Genomic DNA, 16,303 nt, shown 5'->3' with positions numbered 1-16,303 from the left:
ATAAAAATGGCGCGGCGAGCTTTGGATCGCGGAGTACATCTGCAACGGGTTGCAGAACCGGACATGGAGACGGTCAGGCAGATATTCGATGATCTTGCCGGTTACGCTTGCCGGGTAAGCGGGCATCATGATCCCTTTGATGCCGCACAGGAGTTTCTCGCGGCAACGCCGCCCGGCCGCAGCCTGTCGGACAAACATGCCTTTGCGATCATGGCTGGCGACAACGCGGTCGGGCTGGTCGATCTTGTCGATGGCTTTCCCGCGCCCGGCATCGCCTATCTGGGGCTTTTGGCTGTGATCGAGAGGCGCCGTGGCGAAGGTCTTGCCAAGGCCGCCCTTACCGAAGTCGAAGCCTTTGCCCGCGACACGTTGAAGGCGCGGAAATTGCGCCTCGGTGTGCTCGACATCAATCCGGTTTCGGGTTTTTGGAAACACATGGGATTCCTTGAAACCGGCGAACGCCCGGAAGGTGCAAAAATTCTGGAAAAGAAGCTGTAACATCGGCACGACGCTTATTCCCCATTCCGGCGCACGTGCATTCGGTACAGTTCCGGACCGCCCTCTGCTGTTAGAATGCCACTGCGGATAAGCAGGTGCAGCCGGTAGGCAAGATAGGTGTCGCCGACCTGTAGCGGGTATTGTCCGAGGACGTCGCCAACGATCCTTCCCGCGTTTTGGAAAGTATCTGCACAGGCCGATATCAGCGCCGCATCGAAAAAGTCCTCATCATGGCCTGCGATCGTGCCCGTTTGGAAGGTGCGAACGAGGCCGCTTTCTTCGATCAGCGACTGCCATTCGCCCGCCAGTTCGGCTCGTCGCAATGGATCGATGGGCTGGATTGCCACCTCCAGGAGGTCGTTGGTGGAGCAGGCGCCGACTGCACATCGCTCATCTCCCTTTACGCGGCCAGCAGCGACATCGGCCAAATACAGTTTCCGATCAGGATAGGCCGCGCAGACCGCTCTCAGCAGAAGTTGCTCATCGGTCTGGTGACCACACCAGATCACGCAGGAGGTGTAGTTGTCGAGTTGGCGTTTCAGTTGTGGCAGGCCGATGTAAGGCTCGATGAACGACCAGAGTTCACGCTCCCCCAATGTCTCGCAGACCTGCTCGATCCAGCCACGGCGGCGTTCCATGCCTTCTGGCGTTCCGAAACCATCCAACGGACCGCAGGACAAAGGATCGTGCAGTTCCGTCAACGTGCCGGCGCCATTGCGCTCAATCCAGCCGGCAACTGCATGGGCCGCCGACCCTCCGGTTACGAAGTGAACAGAGTCTGACAGTTCCATGTTTGGGTTCTCACAATTTGATGTTGACAGCATTTCGGGCGAGATCGGAGGAGAGCTAGTCAATGCCGTCGCAATAGATCGTCAGCCTGTCTGCTTCCGATACGAGATAGAATGTTGAAGCTTTGGCCTCGATCCGCAGATCAGCCTCGCGTGGTGGCAGACCGGGTGAGCGATGTTCGCATAAACCTCTGACGGCCTGCTGGTGTGAGTCTGTGAAGCCTGCAAGGCGGCCCAATTCATACCACTTTACGCGAAGTTCCCAATCAACCAACGTATCAGCGAGGAGTGCGACAACCACTGCACCGAGCATCATGGCGAACGCTGTGGAAAGGCGGACGGATCTGGTTTTAATCATTTCCTGGATTTCTCCGGAATTTTGCAGCAGTCGGCATGGACAGGAAGCACGACAAGGTATTTCTGGACAGAAGTTGAGTCCTGATAACGGCCAGGCCCCAAGTAGAGGACGTCGGTCACGCCGAAGCGCGCCATGTCAGCAACGCTATAGGTCCACCCGTCTTTGCCGCTTGCTTCGATAACCGGAAGATTTTTGGGGTGGTGGCCGTAAACGGTCAGTTCGATATCGATGCCAATGTCACGGAAGAACTCGGCTTCCTCTGCGCGGGAAGCAAGTAGTCTTGCGACCTGCTCGGCAACATCGGCCTCATCGGGCATCTCTCCATCGGCAATGGCGGCGGCCATCGCTTCGCGAACTTCTTCCTCTAGCAACTCGGCCGCGGTTTTTTGGGGGGTGGATACGGCCACAGCATCATATTGGAACTCGGAACCATGCCAGCCGACAAACGCATTTTTGTTGATGACCTTGTTACGACCGGCAACGAAGATGTAGTTGGCACAAGACGAAAAGCAGCCGCCAACCACTTCAACGTCCAGTTGATGCTCGGCAACCCAGCGGCCGATGATCCTGGCCGCGATTGTATCTCCACCGCCTGAGTTGATAACCAGCCGGCGCAATCCGGCGGCACTCTCAACCGAAGCAAGAAAGGCTCCACCGCTGTCAGGTCCAATTAGGCCTGTATAGAAAACTGTATCGCCCTCCGCGCGTATCAATGGAGGCTCGGCGGTTGAAATGTTGGGAGATGCCGCCCGGGACGGACCAGCAAGCGTGAGCGTAACAAATGAGACAATCAACCCCGCAAATGCGATCGGTTTCAATCTGAATGGTATGAGCATCATTTCTTCTTTTATGTGGCGTCTGGCCACGTTTCTGGAAATTGTCGCGGGAGCCATCAACTCGGCAATGGAACCGCCTCCGCAACACCTTTATTGACAGGCTTCAAGGCGGTAAAACGCACACTCAGGGGGTCAGTTACTGGTTTTCGAGGCCATTACTCTGACTATAGTGTTGTCTTGTTCGAGCTGTGCCATCTCGCCAGAAACCAATCGAAATAGGTGCCGGTGTGTCATACCGTCTGGCAACACAGCTTCGACTTCCAAGTCCAGGCTTTCGTCGGTGTTTTCGGTTAGATCAACCGCGAACGTTGCCGATTCTTCACCTTCAATTTGAAGAACGGCGCGCTCGCCTGGCACAACGATGAAGGATGGCTCAAAATGCGAAGTACATACATTCGGTGCGCAACCAGCATCCATGCTGATCTCAACAAGATAGGCGTCGCCCGCATAGGCCGGAGCACTAACCGCAAGGACTGTCAACAGAGTAGACAAGGACCGTTTGATCATGACGAAATGCCGCCCTTCCTGCCACCGGTCAACCATTGTGCTGTGAACAGTGCTATTCCGATGAACAACAGGAAATAACCAGTACCAATCAGAAAAAACGCCTCGTGCAATATCCCATCTGGTCCGATCTGCGGGGGCAGATAGGCGCTCAACAAAAGACAACCCACTCCCAGTATCGATGTTATCGTTCCGGCGATGCGAAACATTTCGTTTCCTTTCCAAATACACGTCCCACAACCATCAGACACAAGGTTCGGCCTAGCCTTTGGGTGCAAATGCCAAACAGCCTTACGCGGCCATTGGCTCCCCGACGCTCGACGTCGCTCGCTCAACCACAAAGGGTTGAGCGCTACCTAATGGCGTCGTCACAGGTCCCGCCCGTCAACGGGAAAGCGGTTCCAGCGACCTTGTCTTCACCGATTTAGGTAAGTATGCGATTTATGTAAGTCAACATATGTTTTATGTTTTATTTAAACTTTTGTTCGACACTGACAACTGGCATGAGGAACCTTCAACATGCATGATCACGTCGAACTAGCCGCAACTTAAAAATGGAGGGTATCAAATTGGTTCGTTTCCTGGTCCTTGGCGCGATGATAGCCAGCTGGTGCTATTACGCGCTAGGAGTCTTACGGGCGTGGGGCTCCGAGGTTTTCGGAGTTCCCGGAAGCATTCATGAACTGTTTGATTTCGAAGCAGGACCAGTCCCGCTTCCGGGCTTGTTGATCGCTTTCGGATTGTTGGTCTCATTGGCAATGCTCGCATCCTTGGCGCTCGCCTACTGGAGTATCTGGAAGATTCTGCAAGCAGGGCCACAACAAGCGTTCAATCATCTCGGGCGCAGGCTAAATCACCTTGGCATTGGATTGGTCGGATTCTGGCTTTTCTGGAATGTCCTCACCGGGGTGTTCCAGGCTGTTCTGGCCCAATACGCTACTGCTGCCACAGCTGCCGAATACGGCTGGGACCCATTGGATCTCGACATAGTCTTTCCGATCATCGGTAGTTCGGTATTCCTGATCGGTCGCATGATGGATCGTGCCTGGAAAGCCGAAGAAGAAAACAGTCAATTTCTTTGAGGCAAATACGATATGACCATCAACGTGACTCTGGATATGATGCTGGTTCGGCGAAAGACGAGTTCCAGAGAATTGGCGGCTGCGATTGGATTATCAGAAACCAACTTATCACTTATCAAATCCGGAAAAATCAAAGGCGTCAGATTCAGCACGCTAAATGCGATCTGCGCCTATCTTGACTGTACGCCAGGAGACATTCTCGAATACATACCCGACGGGGAAACAGAACGTCCGTCATGAATGTTTGAGAAAACGTGATTCCAAACCGAAAGGAAGCAAAACCTTGGAAGATTCACCCCCCGTTTTTATGACAGCTTCTTACCTTACTGAAGGCCGCAGCTGCGTCGCATGGTCGGCAACCGCGGAGAAATCGCTTTGTCAGTCGTGAAATGGGGAATACTGGGCGCGGCAAATTTTGCGAAGATCCGCATGGGACCAGCGATACATGTAGCCAAGAATGCAGAGCTTGTGGCGATCGCATCCGGCTCGCTTGGCGCGGCTTCGGACTTCTTGCCGAGTTGCCCTGGCCTTAGGCTTCATTCATCTTATGAAGCGCTTTTGAACGACCCCGGCATCGACGCCGTATATATCCCTCTGCCGAACGATCTTCACGTCCCCTGGACACTGAAAGCGCTCGATGCGGGAAAGCATGTATTGTGTGAGAAACCGATAGCGCTGAAGGAAGCAGACTACGAGACTTTGATAGCTAGACGTGATGCGGCTGGCAAGCTGGCGGCGGAAGCGTTCATGATTTTGCACCATCCGCAATGGCACCGCGTCAAAACACTGATCCTGGACGGAGCCATCGGTGAACTGCGGCATATCGGCGGATGTTTCACCTACAACAACGAAGGTGGCAAACCCGGGTTCAGAGACAAAGAAGCGCATGGCGGTGGCGGTGTCCGGGACATCGGCGTCTATCTGTTCGGTGCGGCTCGATTCGTGACGGATGCCGAGCCACAGGGGCTGCGGGCAGAGCTGAGATTTGAGGGCGAAGTCGATACTTTTGCCAATGTCACCGCCAGTTTCGGCGATGTCACATTCAATGCGATGACCGCTACGAGATTGGCGTCAAAACAAGACATGGTGTTTCACGGTAGCCGCGGCCACATATATCTTCCCGCGCCGTTCAACCCCGGCACCCATGCAGAGGGTCAGATCCATGTCGTCGGGAACAACGGAAATTGGATCGTAGAACGCTTCCCGGATATCAACCAGTACAGCCTTCAAGTGGAAAATTTTGGCGTAGCGATGAAAGACCCTTCATCCTTTGTCTGCCCCCTGGAATTCAGCAGAGGTACAACTGTCATGGTGAATGCGGTGCTCCGGCGCTGAACTGGAGGACATGTCACCTGGTTCCCTCATTACGCATCGTTTGCCTCTGCAACGATCTCTGACAGTCTCGGGCAGAAGGCTTCACCTTTTCCCTGGTTGAGGGCATGGGTGTAGATATTCTTGACGGCACATCCGATATGCGTAGCGACCCCTGCTGCATCCGCCATGGCGTTCAGATAGGTGAGATCCTTGTGCGCATTGGCTAGCGAAAATTTGTGTGCTTCTTCTCCGTTGAGGACATATTGCATGTAGGTCTGATAGAATCCGCAATCCATCCTGCTGCCGCGAATAACCGAATCGAAAGTTTGTGCGTTGAGGCCGGTTTTCTTTGCGATTGCCAGCGCTTCGGCGTAGAGCGCGCCATAGGTCAGCGACAGGAAATTGTTGAGCAGCTTCATTTTGTGTCCGGTCGTGACCGGACCGAGATGGATCACGCTTGAAGCCCAGGCCGCACAAACGGGCTCAATCCTGTCAAATGTTCCCTGATCCGCGCCAACGAGAGCGGTAAGTGTCCCTTCATCCGCTTGCGTCGGTGTTCCCCCGAGCGGGGCATCCGCAAACTCGACACCTTGTGCCTTACTCAGGTCATAGAGATCCTGCGTCGATGTTGGATCGGCGGTTGAGCAGTCCACGATAATCGTGCCGGGTTTTGCTCCTGCCAGCAGGCCACTATCGCCCTTGACCACTGTCTCCACCTGTTTGCTTGAGGGCAGGCAAAGAAAGACAACGTCCGCATTCGCCGCGAGTTCTTTTGGAGATCGTGCTTCTTTCGCGCCTTTTTCGATCAATTCATCCAGCACCGATCGGCTGTTGTTTGCGGCAACCAGCAGAGAGTAGCCCGCAGCCAGAATATTCCTGGCCATGCCGCAACCCATCAGGCCAAGCCCGATAAAGCCGACCAAGGGTTTGATTGCATCTGACATTGGGGTTTCCCTTTTATAGTTCTATTGGTTCAGACTAGGGCCATTACGCGGCCAGGGCCGCCGGTCGCGCCCTCGATTTTGGGAGCGCCTGCAATGAGAGTCGCTCCGACTGGTGGCAATGCCACAAGATTGGCGAGGTTTTCGATGCCGTAGCGGCCTGACGGCAGCCATCTGTAGTGCACCTTGCTGTCGGTCGAGCAACCACGGTCAAGCGACATGGTGTCAACGGCGATCCCGTTGACCTGACGTTCCCGGATCAGGAAATCGGCGACCTCTTCGTGAAACCCCGGAAAGTGAAGAACGCCGTTGCTATCCTCTCCGCGATATCGCTCCGTGCCAAGATGAGCCTCCCAGCCCGACCACATGGCAACACAAGCATTTTCCGGGATTTCGCCATGCTCGCGCTCGAAGGCGGAAATGTCGGCAAGAGACAGACGGTAGTCGCGATCCTTGTGAGCGCCGATCCGCACATCGATCACCACAAGCGGGCATACGAGCCGCTCCACCGGGATTTCGTCGATACTCAGTCCATCCGCGCTGAAATGGATGGGGGCATCGAAATGCGTGCCGACATGCTCGGCATATTTGATCACCTTCAGATTCAAGCCGTCTTTTTCGAAGGCGAACTTGTTCTCCTCCTCGAATGCCTTGCCGAAGAAGGAAGGAAAATCTGGCGTAAGCGTATGAGTGAGATCGACAACACGGGAAATGGAGACACCTTCGCGAAGCCTGCCCTGCGATGAGGCGTCTATGAAGCCCGCATCCGTGTGCATGGATCCGGATGCGGCAACCGCGCAATGTCCCACGCTGCTTTTTATACCGTCAATGATGCAAGCGTGACACATGGTGCACTTTTCCTGTCCTCTAGTCAGATCTGAACCAACTCGTTCACGGTGCGCTCGTCAGTCGCGTTGCCGGTGTTCAGTGTTGTGCCAGGTTCCAAAAGCATCACCTCGCAGATATCGCTCAGAGCGACGGGACAGTGTTCCACGCCGTGCGGAACGATAATGAATTCACCCTCGTTCACCACCTCGTCGCGATCACGGAACTTCATCAGCATCTTGCCGCGATGGACGAAGAAAAGTTCATCCTCGACAGTGTGATAATGCCAGACAAACTCACCCTTGAGTTTCACCAGCTTGAGCAGCATGTCGTTGATCCGGCCCGCGATGCGCGGGCTCCAGGTTTCCTCGAACTTGGCGAAAGACGCGACGAGGTTTTTTGCCGGAACATCTGAGACGTGATTGTTGACTTCGGCCAAGTCCCGCATGATGGCTCTCAACTGAGAGCGAAGGTCCGTCTCCGTCTCCGGATATGCCCCGTCAAGAGCGGCGGTTCCGATTGTAAAGCCAGCCGCGCCAGCGGTGCGAACCGTCGCAATCCGGTTTTTGTCGCAAATGGAGCCGGCCATGATGACCGGTTTGTCAATGGCTTGGCAGACCGCCGACATAAGGGCTTCGATATCGCCGCTCGAACGATAAGCCAGCAGATCAAGCCCATGCACCCCCTCATGAGAAGCGAGTTGTCTGGCACTGGCAACGATCTCTTCGGTAGAACCTTCCAAAACGCTCGGATGGCCGGCAACTTTGCCTGGGAACGGGTAGTACCGAATGCCTGTCCCTTCGAGCAACGGCAGAACCGCTTCGACATGTGTGCCGCCCATAAGGATATCGACGCCGATCTCAATGGCGGCTTTTGCCGACCTGATTTCGCTGTCCCGGTCCAAAGAAACCACTTCAAGATAACTGGTGGCCCCGCCCGTTTTTATTGAATGGTTGAGCTTTTTCAGATGGTTCAGAGGCAACCCGACATCCTTGAACCCGATGTGATGAACCCCTTCGGCCAGCGCGGTTTCCAGATGCTGTTCCGCATCCGCCACGGTTCTGTCATTCCGGGTGAGCATGAAGATGAATCGAAGTCCCATTACGCGGCCTCCTCGAGTTTGGACGCGACCAGCTGGTTCGCGTAGGTGATGGCCGTCTCAAGGCTCGCCGAGTCTGCGATGCCTTTTCCGGCAATGTCGAATGCTGTGCCGTGGTCGGGGCTAGTTCGTACGAACGGCAGACCCAGCGTGATGTTCACGCCCTTTTCTAGCCCCAGGTATTTGACCGGTATAAGACCCTGATCGTGATACTGAGCCACCACGATATCGAATTGTCCCTGGCGCGCCTGCATGAACACCGTGTCCCCGGGCCACGGACCTGATGCATCGATGCCCTCGTTCCGCGCTGCTGCGATTGCCGGGGCAATGATCTCTATTTCTTCGCGACCGAAGAGCCCGCCTTCGCCCGCATGGGGATTTAATCCAGCAACTGCGACACGGGGGTTGGCAAAGCCAAGAGCAACCGCGCCTTGATGTGCCAGGCGAATGGCCGACATCTGAGCGTCAAATGTCGCGCCTTTAATCGCATCCAACAACGAACAGTGAATGGTGACGAGAACCGTGCGGATATCGTCATTGCCAAGCATCATCGCGACACGCTCTGCCCCGCCAAGTTTAGCGAGGATTTCCGTGTGGCCGGGATATCTGATCCCTGCCAAGGATAGGGCTGCCTTATGGATGGGCGCTGTCACGATCCCGCTGACATGACCTTTGATCGCGTGACCGATTCCTCGCACAATTGCATCATAGGCGGCTTTCCCGCATTCCGCGCTGATCTCGCCAAATGCCGGCAACTCGGACATCGCGCTGCATTCGAGAACTTCGATCGTACCCGGCTTGAACTGCGCCTCATCGATCTTTCGAAGCGCCCTGATCGACATGTCGACGCCGACGATCCCTACCGCGCGCCTCATCACCTCCGAATTGCCGAAGACAATGCATTTCATGGGTCGAAGCTGTTTTTCGAGACTTGCCGCCACAATCTCCGGGCCAATCCCAGAGGGATCGCCCATCGTAATCGCCAATGGTTTTGCAACATGTGTCATCAGGAAGCCTTTGAAGCCAGAATTCGGGGTGAGTTCAACAGATCGACTGCCGACAACAAAGTATTTGCGGAACCAAATCCGCCAGCTTTCAGACCGAGAACCAGAGGTTTGCCAGTGCGCAACTCGCCCAGCCCGAACGGAAACCCGGGCTCGAATTCGCCCATCAGCGCGAATTCATCCACATTCAGTTTGTCCAGCAACGCCGCCATGGTTTCGCCGCCCGTCGCGATGAGCGCGTCATAGGCGCCCGTCACGATCAAATGGGCCGCCTCTGTCACCAGATCCGCCAGCACGGTTTCGGGAGACGCGGCCCGTTCCGATGGCGTGCACAGCCGCGTGACACTGTTAGCATCGCGCAACCGTTCCAATTGTTGACGGCTGATTTCATTCGCGCTACCGACCGCAACGAGCGTCTTCGATACAGTTGGTAGTTGCTTTACGTAGCCGTTCACGCTTGTCTGCATTTCTGCAAGCGCAATCGCCAAGCCGGGCGATCCGATCCAGAGCGTCTCTTCAGGGTCGGGAATCGCAGCTACTCGCGCGTTGAGCTCTTCCTGTGTTTCAGCATCGAGAATGACCGCACACTCGATTTCTGACGGAACCAAATCCAGGATCCTAGACGTTCTGGCCGGGTGCACGGGATCTTGCGCGTAATTCGTTTCTGACACCGGAACGCCATCGACAAGCTGAATGCCGCCGCAGGTAATTCGGCCGGCACTCGCAAAAGCAGGCGCGATAACGACATGTTTGCGGCCTGAGGCGTGGAACGCGGCCCGGAGTTCTGCCTTTACATGACCACGGAGAGTGGAATCTATGGTTTTGTAAAGCAGGGGCGCGGCTGAGACGGTTTCCGTCGCCTGCGCGACTGCTTTGGCTGCCTCTTCTTCATTTTGAGACCGGCTGTCACAGTCAATTGATACAACATCCGCTTCACACCTCGTGCCCGGCCTGAAACCAGCGCACCGAACAACGATTTGCCTTCCCTTTGCCATGAAAGGTGCTGCACCGTCAGCGGCGCTCGTCAGGTCGTCAGCGATAATACCAACAGCGGGAGTATCTTGATCGTGGTGCGTCATTTGGTGACCATATCCCACCAAAATAATGCGGAAAATCGATAACATCTGACCATTATTGGTGACAAAAAATCACCAAAAAGGACAAGAGATTTCTCTGTCAAGAAAAACCCACTGTCTGCTGCTACTATCGACGGCTACGCAACGCGCAGCGGGCGTTCGTTAGCACAATCGCAGTTAGCACAGCAGCACGACTCCACGACCATGGAGTCGAGAAATTTCGTGGTGAACATCGTCAGGGCTTTCTGGCCTCAAGCAGTCGGGGCGACAACACTTAACAAAATCACCGCGGACTGTTGCCGCGACTACATTTCAGGCAGATAGGCACGCGTTTCCTTCAAATTTCGAAGGACGAAATTGGACCGTGTTTCGCGAATTTCCGGGAGGGGGTGGAGTTTCCTTTGAATGAACTCGTCAAGCCCCGCAGTCCCGTTCACCGCCACCTTCAGGAAGAATTCAAACTCGCCGGTTTTTGCAAAAATCTCCAGGACTTCCGGAAGCTTTGAGAGCTTTGCGCCGAATTCTTCGAAAGACGTGCTGTCATGTTGTTGAAGCCGGATTTCAACAAGGGCCGTGTCCGGCATGCCTAACAAAGCCTGGTCAAGCACTGCGGTGTATTTCTTGATATACCCTCGCTCTTCCAGCTTGCGCACCCTTTGCCAGCAAGGGCTCGGAGACAGGTTGACTCGTTCGGCAAGCTCACTGTTCGAGATCCGGGCATTTTCAAGCAGCACTGACAGTATGCGGCGGTCCGTCTGATCGAGTTGATAGGGCATGACTGAGCCTAAAAAGAAATCGCTTCAAATAACCCAAGTGACAGAACATTATTCTGGATCATCGTGAGATTCAAGAAACAATAAAAGGAAATTCTGAAACAACAACCCTATCATGTCTTGTGCGCAAACCTGCATTTGCGAACGTTCGAGATGCGGTCACGCGCGCCACCGGCGCTCTGTGGCGCATTGGATGCTCTACAACAGATCTCGGGGGGATTGATGCACGTCGGAATAATTGGAGGGATCGGTCCGGCGGCGACCGAGCTTTATTATCGGGGTCTCGTCCAGGCCCATAAGCTAGCCGGCAAACCCCTCGCACTGACAATCGTTCATGCGGACGTATCGGTCCTCATGACCAACCTACTGGCTGGTAATGCCCAGACTCAAGCAGAAATCTTTCTCGAACATATTATGCAGTTGCGGGCGGGTGGCGCTGAAGAAGTCGCTATTTCTGCACTGGCCGGACATTTTTGTCTTCCACATGTCCTCGAACATTCGCCCATACCGATTATCAATGCGCTGAATGCGATTGACCGGCACCTTGAACAGGAGCGGATCGGGCGTGTCGGCGTATTGGGAACAGGACCTATCATGGAGTCGAAACTGTTTGGCGGACTGCGAAGCACCGAAGTCGTGGTGCCTGACGAAACCGACATCAAACAGGTTCAGGAGACCTACGCGGCGATGGCCCGAAGCGGAACCGCAAGCGAATCCCAACGCCGTTATCTTTTTGATGTTGGCAAACGGCTTTGCGACCACGATGGCGCGGAAGCTGTCCTGCTGGCAGGCACCGATCTTTTCCTGGCGTTCGAAGGCCAAGCCCCCGGTTTCACGACGATCGACTGTGCTGAGGTTCACATCAAGGCAATCGCGAACCGTTCCCTGGAAACACGAAATCAACGGACATGACTATGGATCTCAAGATATTGAACTCAACCTGCGTTCGCGACCTGCTTCCGATGGGAGAATGCATTGACGTGGTCGAGAAAGCGATGATCTCCGCGTCGCAGAAACGCGCGATCATGCCACTACGCTCAAAAATGGAACTGGCACCGAACGATGGCCTGCTTGCGTTCATGCCGGGCGCTATGCTCGACGACAATATCTTCGGCGCGAAACTGATCGGCGTGTTCGACAAGAACTTCGCCCACGGCCTGGAAAGCCACAATGGGGTGGTTGTTCTGTTCGAGGGCGAGCATGGGCGTCCGTTCCTTGTGGCCGATGCCGGCCAGATCACCGCGATCCGCACGGCGGCCGCCAGTGCTGTGGCAACCCGGCATCTTGCACGTGCCGACGCAAAGGTACTGGCCATTTTCGGGTATGGCACACAGGCCCGCAAACATGCCGAAGCGATGTGTTGTGTCCGGACAATTGAGAAAGTCAAAATCTGGGGCCGGTCGCTTCAGAAAGCCGAAGCCTTTGCAGACGATCTCCGACAGTCAGGTATTGCTGCCGAGGCGTGCGAAACAGCACAAACCGCCGCAAGCGGGGCGGATATCATCTGCACCACAACGGCCTCGCCCATACCCATACTGCTGGGCGACTGGCTGGAACCTGGCCAGCATGTCAATGCGGTGGGCACCAGTTTTCCAGGTGCGCGCGAACTCGATACCTGGGCCGTTGCACGTTCGCGCTTCTTCGTTGATCTGCGTGAAGGCGCAATCAAACAGGCTGGCGAATTTCAGCTGGCGCGCGATGACGGCGTGATCGATGAGAGCCATATTCTTGGCGAGATCGGTGAAGTTGCCGATCAAACCATCGCCGGTCGCAACGACGATCATGAGATCACTGTCTACAAATCCCTCGGCCTGATCGTGCAGGATCTGGCCTGTGCGCACCACATCCACCGCAAATCCCAAACGAAGAATCTGGGCACGGTCATTTCGGCATGGTCTCCTTAATGGCTGATCCAGCCTGTATTGGCTTGCCGCGGGAGAGGTCACATGTCGTCCATTGAAGCGATCCTTTCCCGCGCCGACAAGGAATTCGATCAAAGCATTGCCCGTCTCTTCGAATTGATGCGCATCGAAAGTGTTTCTGCTGATCCTGCGTGTAAGAATGCATGCTTTGAGGCTTCAGAGTGGGTTCGACAGATACTTTGCAACATTGGCTTCAATGTATCGGTCTATGCGACAGCCGGGCACCCGATCGTTCTGGGACACTACCGACCTGCAGAAAGCTGTGCCGGCCCGCATCTGCTGTTCTACGGTCACTATGATGTTCAACCACCTGATCCCCTGGACCTTTGGGAGCGGCCGCCTTTCGATCCCTATATCGGTTCGCTGAATGGGCAAGACTGCATTGTCGGGCGCGGGGCCTGCGACGACAAAGGCCAGATGATGACTTTCATTGAGGCTATGCGGGTGATTAAGCAAGAGACGGGAGACCTGCCACTCAAAATTACCGTTATCGTGGAGGGCGAAGAGGAAATCCTGAGCCCGTCGCTCGGCGGCTTTCTGGCGGCACATCGAGAGCTGGCTGACGTTGATTATGCGCTGATATGCGACACAAACATGTGGGACGCGAAAACACCCGCAATCACCACCCGCCTGCGTGGAACTCTGAGTGAGGAAATTGTTGTCACCGGCCCTGATTGTGACCTTCACTCGGGTTCTTTCGGTGGCACGGTGATAAACCCGATACAAGCTCTCACCCATGTTCTGGGTCGGCTGCACACCGATTGCAGCCGCGTGAATGTACCCGGGTTCTATGATGGTATCTCAGACCTGCCGGCTGCGATCAAAACCGAATGGAACAATCTCATCTTTGATGAGACCGAATTCTTAAGTGATACTGGTTTGAACAGAGCATTCGGTGAGCCTGAGTATACCGTATTGGAACGCTTATGGGCACGCCCGACGCTGGAGTTCAACGGTATTTTCGGGGGGTATTCCGGCGAAGGCTTGAAAGCAATCATTCCGTCAAAAGCCGGCGCAAAGATCACCTGCAGGCTCGTTCCCGGGCAGAATCCCGAAGCTGTACGGACTAAAATCAGGGCGTTTGTCGTGGATAAGTTGCCGGATGGCGTTACGGCAGAGTTCCTCGGCGGAGAAGCCTGCTCAGCTGTTGAAATAGACGTCGGCGCGGAGGTGTTTTCCCGAATCAAGACTGAGCTGACATCCGAGTGGGGAAAGCCTGCTGCAATGATTGGGTGCGGCGGCTCGATACCTGTTGTCCAGAGCTTTCAGAACCTGCTTGGTATCGACTCGATTTTGATTGGCTTCGGGTTGGCCGATGATGCAACGCACAGCCCAAACGAAAAATACAACCTCAAATGCTTCCGCGGAGGCATCAGGAGTTGGGTTCGGATCTTGACAAGTGTTGCGACTATGGCGAACACCACTTTTGAGAAATAAGTTCTCAATTAGCGGAAAAATCTGGCGCACCCGACAGGATTCGAACCTGTGGCCTTCGCCTTCGGAGGATAAAGAGCGAACTTAGCTGGCCTTCGCAGAACTTGGTGCGGACGGCGGGACTCGAACCCGCACGATCATACGATCGAGAGATTTTCTTACCAACTACGTCTTTCGCCGCCGACGCAATCGCGCCGTTTGTGGTCTGGACTATCCCTTCACCATAGCCAGTAACCTGACCTTAGGCGCTGCCCGTCTAGTCTCTACACCTTCCGTCAACGAACCACATCGCATTCGGCTTGGCTCGGGATTGGCTTGGACCATTACTTAAGTCGTTAGCTTTCCCCGAATTTGAGCAGTTCTACTCCCGACGTTTCCGCCGAGGCACTCAAAACATGGCTTAAGTCTCTTGTGTCTACCGATTCCACCACGTCCGCATCTTGAGCTGGTATCTCACAGCAGCCAGCCTTTGGCCAGCACCTACATCGCCATTGGCTCCCCTATGACACCCAGATCGCTACTTCAAAATTGCCCCTCTTCCTTCCCCTCATGATCTTATTGAAACCATGACGCATTTTTCTCGCCCGAAACCCCAACTTTTGTAGACAAAGGGGTTTTTAAGTCCGATATGTCTACCATTCCATCACGCCCGCAGATCATCCCGGAAAGGATGCCTTAGCTCTAACCAGTGACGAGGTGAAGCTCAACTTGATATGTCGTGATACCATTAAAAATTTTTCCAGACGGTCAAAGGACTATCAGAGGTCCTGCCCCGGTGGCGCTAATGGACCGCCGGGGGCCGCCAGTCCGCGTTCCGGCAGCCAGGGGTTCAGCGCCAGCGCCTCGGCCATCGCGTCGCGCGCCTCGTCCAACCTCCGCAGACCCATCAGTGTCAGGGCGCGCCCGCTGATCGCCGCGATATGGCGCGGGGAAAGCGCGATGGCGCGGTCCAGATCGACAAGTGCGGCCGGAAAATCCTGGCGCAGGAAATTGACGAACGCGCGCTGGTTATAGCCCTCGGCATAGTTGGGGCAGTATTCGACCAGCCTGTCGAAATCCTGCAGCGCGCCCAGCAGATCCCACGCTTCGCGCCGGGACATGCCCCGGTCCAGAATCGCCTGCGACTGCTCATCCGGCGCATCCGCCCAGAACGCCCACATCTGGTTCGAGATAACCCGCGCCTCCTGCTCGCTCTCCGCCTGCTGGATTTGCGCGATCAGATCGTCCAGCCCCGCACTGTGATCCGGCGCGTCCGGACAGGTATCGGCAAACACGGCGCCGGCAAGGCACACCGGCAGACACAAAAGCAGAGGCCACAATCTCATGCCCCGATGCTGACGTAAAATGACCCCCGGTCAACTCACGTTTTCGAGCGGCCCCAGCAGGCCGGTCTCCTTCACCGCCTCCATCGCCACAAAGGTCGAGGTGTTGGCCACATGCGGCAGGGACGAGATTTTCTCGGCCAGAACAGTGCGATACTCCGACATCGACCGGGTGCGCACCTTGAGCAGATAGTCGAAATTGCTGGCAATCATATGCGCCTGCTCGATCTCGCCGACCCGGCGCACCGCCGCATTGAACTCGGCCAGCGCCTTTTCCCGCGTGTCGGTCAGGCGTACCTCGACAAAGGCCACATGGTCCAGCCCCAGCTGGATCGGATCGATCAGCGCGCGGTAGCCGGTCACGATCCCCTCGGCCTCCAACCGCCGCAGCCGCGCCTGCGTGGGGGATTTCGACAGACCGATCCGGCGCGCCAGATCGGCGATCGACATCCGGCCATCCCCGGCCAGCGCCGTCAGAATCGCCTGATCAAAGCGATCCAGCCCCGGAAAGTCCATTTGCACCGTTC

At 55.5% G+C, this 16,303-nt stretch carries 20 protein-coding genes and 1 tRNA gene; 7 read left to right on the top strand and 14 right to left on the bottom strand.

Annotated elements, in window-relative coordinates:
• Positions 1 to 63 precede the first annotated feature (63 nt).
• Positions 64 to 498 carry an N-acetyltransferase gene (locus GOX53_RS03570; RefSeq protein ID WP_171173634.1) on the top strand — a complete coding sequence of 145 codons (435 nt, stop codon included), beginning with the start codon at positions 64 to 66 and terminating at the stop codon, positions 496 to 498.
• 14 nt (positions 499 to 512) lie between these two features.
• Here the strand turns inward: GOX53_RS03570 and GOX53_RS03565 are convergent, their stop codons facing one another.
• The 5 genes from GOX53_RS03565 to GOX53_RS03545 all read right to left on the bottom strand — a co-directional run bounded on the left by GOX53_RS03565 (position 513) and on the right by GOX53_RS03545 (position 3,193).
• Entirely contained in the window at positions 513 to 1,289 is a 777-nt protein-coding gene (locus GOX53_RS03565) for a DUF3658 domain-containing protein (protein WP_171173633.1), read from the bottom strand.
• A gap of 55 nt (positions 1,290 to 1,344) precedes the next feature.
• On the bottom strand, positions 1,345 to 1,644 hold the full coding sequence (locus GOX53_RS03560) for a hypothetical protein (RefSeq protein WP_171173632.1): 300 nt from the start codon (positions 1,642 to 1,644) through the stop codon (positions 1,345 to 1,347).
• Complete coding sequence (locus tag GOX53_RS03555; RefSeq protein ID WP_171173631.1) at positions 1,641 to 2,483, bottom strand: hypothetical protein; 843 nt, start codon at positions 2,481 to 2,483, stop codon at positions 1,641 to 1,643. Before GOX53_RS03555 ends, GOX53_RS03560 begins: the two co-directional genes overlap by 4 nt.
• A gap of 129 nt (positions 2,484 to 2,612) precedes the next feature.
• Complete coding sequence (locus GOX53_RS03550; RefSeq protein ID WP_171173630.1) at positions 2,613 to 2,987, bottom strand: hypothetical protein; 375 nt, start codon at positions 2,985 to 2,987, stop codon at positions 2,613 to 2,615.
• Positions 2,984 to 3,193 carry a DUF3955 domain-containing protein gene (locus GOX53_RS03545; protein WP_171173629.1) on the bottom strand — a complete coding sequence of 70 codons (210 nt, stop codon included), beginning with the start codon at positions 3,191 to 3,193 and terminating at the stop codon, positions 2,984 to 2,986. Before GOX53_RS03545 ends, GOX53_RS03550 begins: the two co-directional genes overlap by 4 nt.
• 345 nt (positions 3,194 to 3,538) lie before the next feature.
• On the opposite strand from GOX53_RS03545, the gene GOX53_RS03540 reads away from it, so the two are divergent.
• From GOX53_RS03540 to GOX53_RS03530, 3 genes are all read left to right on the top strand, one after another.
• Positions 3,539 to 4,066, top strand: coding sequence for a hypothetical protein (locus tag GOX53_RS03540; protein WP_171173628.1), 528 nt, complete (start codon positions 3,539 to 3,541; stop codon positions 4,064 to 4,066).
• Positions 4,067 to 4,078: 12 nt separating this feature from the next.
• The gene (locus GOX53_RS03535) at positions 4,079 to 4,306 is read left to right on the top strand and encodes a helix-turn-helix transcriptional regulator (RefSeq protein ID WP_171173627.1); all 228 of its coding nucleotides are present in this window, start codon (positions 4,079 to 4,081) and stop codon (positions 4,304 to 4,306) included.
• Between the two features lie 108 nt (positions 4,307 to 4,414).
• A complete protein-coding gene (locus GOX53_RS03530; RefSeq protein ID WP_171173626.1) occupies positions 4,415 to 5,401 on the top strand; it encodes a Gfo/Idh/MocA family protein in 987 nt (328 codons plus the stop codon).
• A gap of 29 nt (positions 5,402 to 5,430) precedes the next feature.
• Here the strand turns inward: GOX53_RS03530 and GOX53_RS03525 are convergent, their stop codons facing one another.
• The 6 genes from GOX53_RS03525 to GOX53_RS03500 form a co-directional block, all read right to left on the bottom strand.
• On the bottom strand, positions 5,431 to 6,324 hold the full coding sequence (locus GOX53_RS03525) for an NAD(P)-dependent oxidoreductase (RefSeq protein WP_171173625.1): 894 nt from the start codon (positions 6,322 to 6,324) through the stop codon (positions 5,431 to 5,433).
• Between the two features lie 29 nt (positions 6,325 to 6,353).
• Entirely contained in the window at positions 6,354 to 7,097 is a 744-nt protein-coding gene (locus GOX53_RS03520) for a cyclase family protein (protein ID WP_254446447.1), read from the bottom strand.
• 95 nt (positions 7,098 to 7,192) lie between these two features.
• A complete protein-coding gene (locus tag GOX53_RS03515) occupies positions 7,193 to 8,203 on the bottom strand; it encodes a cupin domain-containing protein (RefSeq protein WP_371810246.1) in 1,011 nt (336 codons plus the stop codon).
• A gap of 44 nt (positions 8,204 to 8,247) precedes the next feature.
• A complete protein-coding gene (pdxA, locus tag GOX53_RS03510) occupies positions 8,248 to 9,252 on the bottom strand; it encodes a 4-hydroxythreonine-4-phosphate dehydrogenase PdxA (protein ID WP_171173622.1) in 1,005 nt (334 codons plus the stop codon).
• On the bottom strand, positions 9,252 to 10,328 hold the full coding sequence (locus tag GOX53_RS03505) for a four-carbon acid sugar kinase family protein (RefSeq protein ID WP_171173621.1): 1,077 nt from the start codon (positions 10,326 to 10,328) through the stop codon (positions 9,252 to 9,254). The genes pdxA and GOX53_RS03505 overlap by 1 nt, the downstream gene beginning before the upstream one ends.
• 302 nt (positions 10,329 to 10,630) lie before the next feature.
• The gene (locus GOX53_RS03500) at positions 10,631 to 11,101 is read right to left on the bottom strand and encodes an Lrp/AsnC family transcriptional regulator (protein WP_171173620.1); all 471 of its coding nucleotides are present in this window, start codon (positions 11,099 to 11,101) and stop codon (positions 10,631 to 10,633) included.
• Between the two features lie 150 nt (positions 11,102 to 11,251).
• On the opposite strand from GOX53_RS03500, the gene GOX53_RS03495 reads away from it, so the two are divergent.
• The 3 genes from GOX53_RS03495 to GOX53_RS03485 are packed head-to-tail and all read left to right on the top strand — an operon-like array spanning position 11,252 to position 14,457.
• On the top strand, positions 11,252 to 12,010 hold the full coding sequence (locus tag GOX53_RS03495) for an aspartate/glutamate racemase family protein (protein ID WP_371810245.1): 759 nt from the start codon (positions 11,252 to 11,254) through the stop codon (positions 12,008 to 12,010).
• A 2-nt stretch (positions 12,011 to 12,012) separates the two neighbouring features.
• Complete coding sequence (locus GOX53_RS03490) at positions 12,013 to 13,002, top strand: ornithine cyclodeaminase family protein (RefSeq protein ID WP_171173618.1); 990 nt, start codon at positions 12,013 to 12,015, stop codon at positions 13,000 to 13,002.
• Positions 13,003 to 13,044: 42 nt separating this feature from the next.
• Positions 13,045 to 14,457 carry a M20/M25/M40 family metallo-hydrolase gene (locus GOX53_RS03485; protein WP_171173617.1) on the top strand — a complete coding sequence of 471 codons (1,413 nt, stop codon included), beginning with the start codon at positions 13,045 to 13,047 and terminating at the stop codon, positions 14,455 to 14,457.
• Positions 14,458 to 14,559: 102 nt separating this feature from the next.
• Here the strand turns inward: GOX53_RS03485 and GOX53_RS03480 are convergent.
• The 3 genes from GOX53_RS03480 to GOX53_RS03470 all read right to left on the bottom strand — a co-directional run bounded on the left by GOX53_RS03480 (position 14,560) and on the right by GOX53_RS03470 (position 16,298).
• Positions 14,560 to 14,632 (bottom strand) — tRNA-OTHER (locus GOX53_RS03480).
• Between the two features lie 580 nt (positions 14,633 to 15,212).
• Complete coding sequence (locus GOX53_RS03475; protein ID WP_171173616.1) at positions 15,213 to 15,779, bottom strand: tetratricopeptide repeat protein; 567 nt, start codon at positions 15,777 to 15,779, stop codon at positions 15,213 to 15,215.
• A 30-nt stretch (positions 15,780 to 15,809) separates the two neighbouring features.
• Complete coding sequence (locus GOX53_RS03470) at positions 15,810 to 16,298, bottom strand: Lrp/AsnC ligand binding domain-containing protein (RefSeq protein WP_171173615.1); 489 nt, start codon at positions 16,296 to 16,298, stop codon at positions 15,810 to 15,812.
• Positions 16,299 to 16,303: the final 5 nt, after the last annotated feature.

Origin of the sequence: Ruegeria sp. HKCCD8929, from assembly GCF_013031405.1 — a bacterium.
Classification (GTDB): domain Bacteria; phylum Pseudomonadota; class Alphaproteobacteria; order Rhodobacterales; family Rhodobacteraceae; genus Ruegeria.
The sequence above is the reverse complement of the archived record's forward strand: the minus strand, read 5'-3'. Positions and strand labels throughout refer to the sequence as shown.

Coding starts and splice junctions, on each gene's coding strand:
- GOX53_RS03570 (WP_171173634.1), top strand. CDS start 64: ATGGAGACGGTCAGGCAGATATTCGATGATCTTGCCGGTTACGCTTGC.
- GOX53_RS03565 (WP_171173633.1), bottom strand. CDS start 1,289: ATGGAACTGTCAGACTCTGTTCACTTCGTAACCGGAGGGTCGGCGGCC.
- GOX53_RS03560 (WP_171173632.1), bottom strand. CDS start 1,644: ATGATTAAAACCAGATCCGTCCGCCTTTCCACAGCGTTCGCCATGATG.
- GOX53_RS03555 (WP_171173631.1), bottom strand. CDS start 2,483: ATGATGCTCATACCATTCAGATTGAAACCGATCGCATTTGCGGGGTTG.
- GOX53_RS03550 (WP_171173630.1), bottom strand. CDS start 2,987: ATGATCAAACGGTCCTTGTCTACTCTGTTGACAGTCCTTGCGGTTAGT.
- GOX53_RS03545 (WP_171173629.1), bottom strand. CDS start 3,193: ATGTTTCGCATCGCCGGAACGATAACATCGATACTGGGAGTGGGTTGT.
- GOX53_RS03540 (WP_171173628.1), top strand. CDS start 3,539: ATGGAGGGTATCAAATTGGTTCGTTTCCTGGTCCTTGGCGCGATGATA.
- GOX53_RS03535 (WP_171173627.1), top strand. CDS start 4,079: ATGACCATCAACGTGACTCTGGATATGATGCTGGTTCGGCGAAAGACG.
- GOX53_RS03530 (WP_171173626.1), top strand. CDS start 4,415: ATGGTCGGCAACCGCGGAGAAATCGCTTTGTCAGTCGTGAAATGGGGA.
- GOX53_RS03525 (WP_171173625.1), bottom strand. CDS start 6,324: ATGTCAGATGCAATCAAACCCTTGGTCGGCTTTATCGGGCTTGGCCTG.
- GOX53_RS03520 (WP_254446447.1), bottom strand. CDS start 7,097: ATGCACACGGATGCGGGCTTCATAGACGCCTCATCGCAGGGCAGGCTT.
- pdxA (WP_171173622.1), bottom strand. CDS start 9,252: ATGACACATGTTGCAAAACCATTGGCGATTACGATGGGCGATCCCTCT.
- GOX53_RS03505 (WP_171173621.1), bottom strand. CDS start 10,328: ATGACGCACCACGATCAAGATACTCCCGCTGTTGGTATTATCGCTGAC.
- GOX53_RS03500 (WP_171173620.1), bottom strand. CDS start 11,101: ATGCCCTATCAACTCGATCAGACGGACCGCCGCATACTGTCAGTGCTG.
- GOX53_RS03495 (WP_371810245.1), top strand. CDS start 11,252: ATGCGGTCACGCGCGCCACCGGCGCTCTGTGGCGCATTGGATGCTCTA.
- GOX53_RS03490 (WP_171173618.1), top strand. CDS start 12,013: ATGGATCTCAAGATATTGAACTCAACCTGCGTTCGCGACCTGCTTCCG.
- GOX53_RS03485 (WP_171173617.1), top strand. CDS start 13,045: ATGTCGTCCATTGAAGCGATCCTTTCCCGCGCCGACAAGGAATTCGAT.
- GOX53_RS03475 (WP_171173616.1), bottom strand. CDS start 15,779: ATGAGATTGTGGCCTCTGCTTTTGTGTCTGCCGGTGTGCCTTGCCGGC.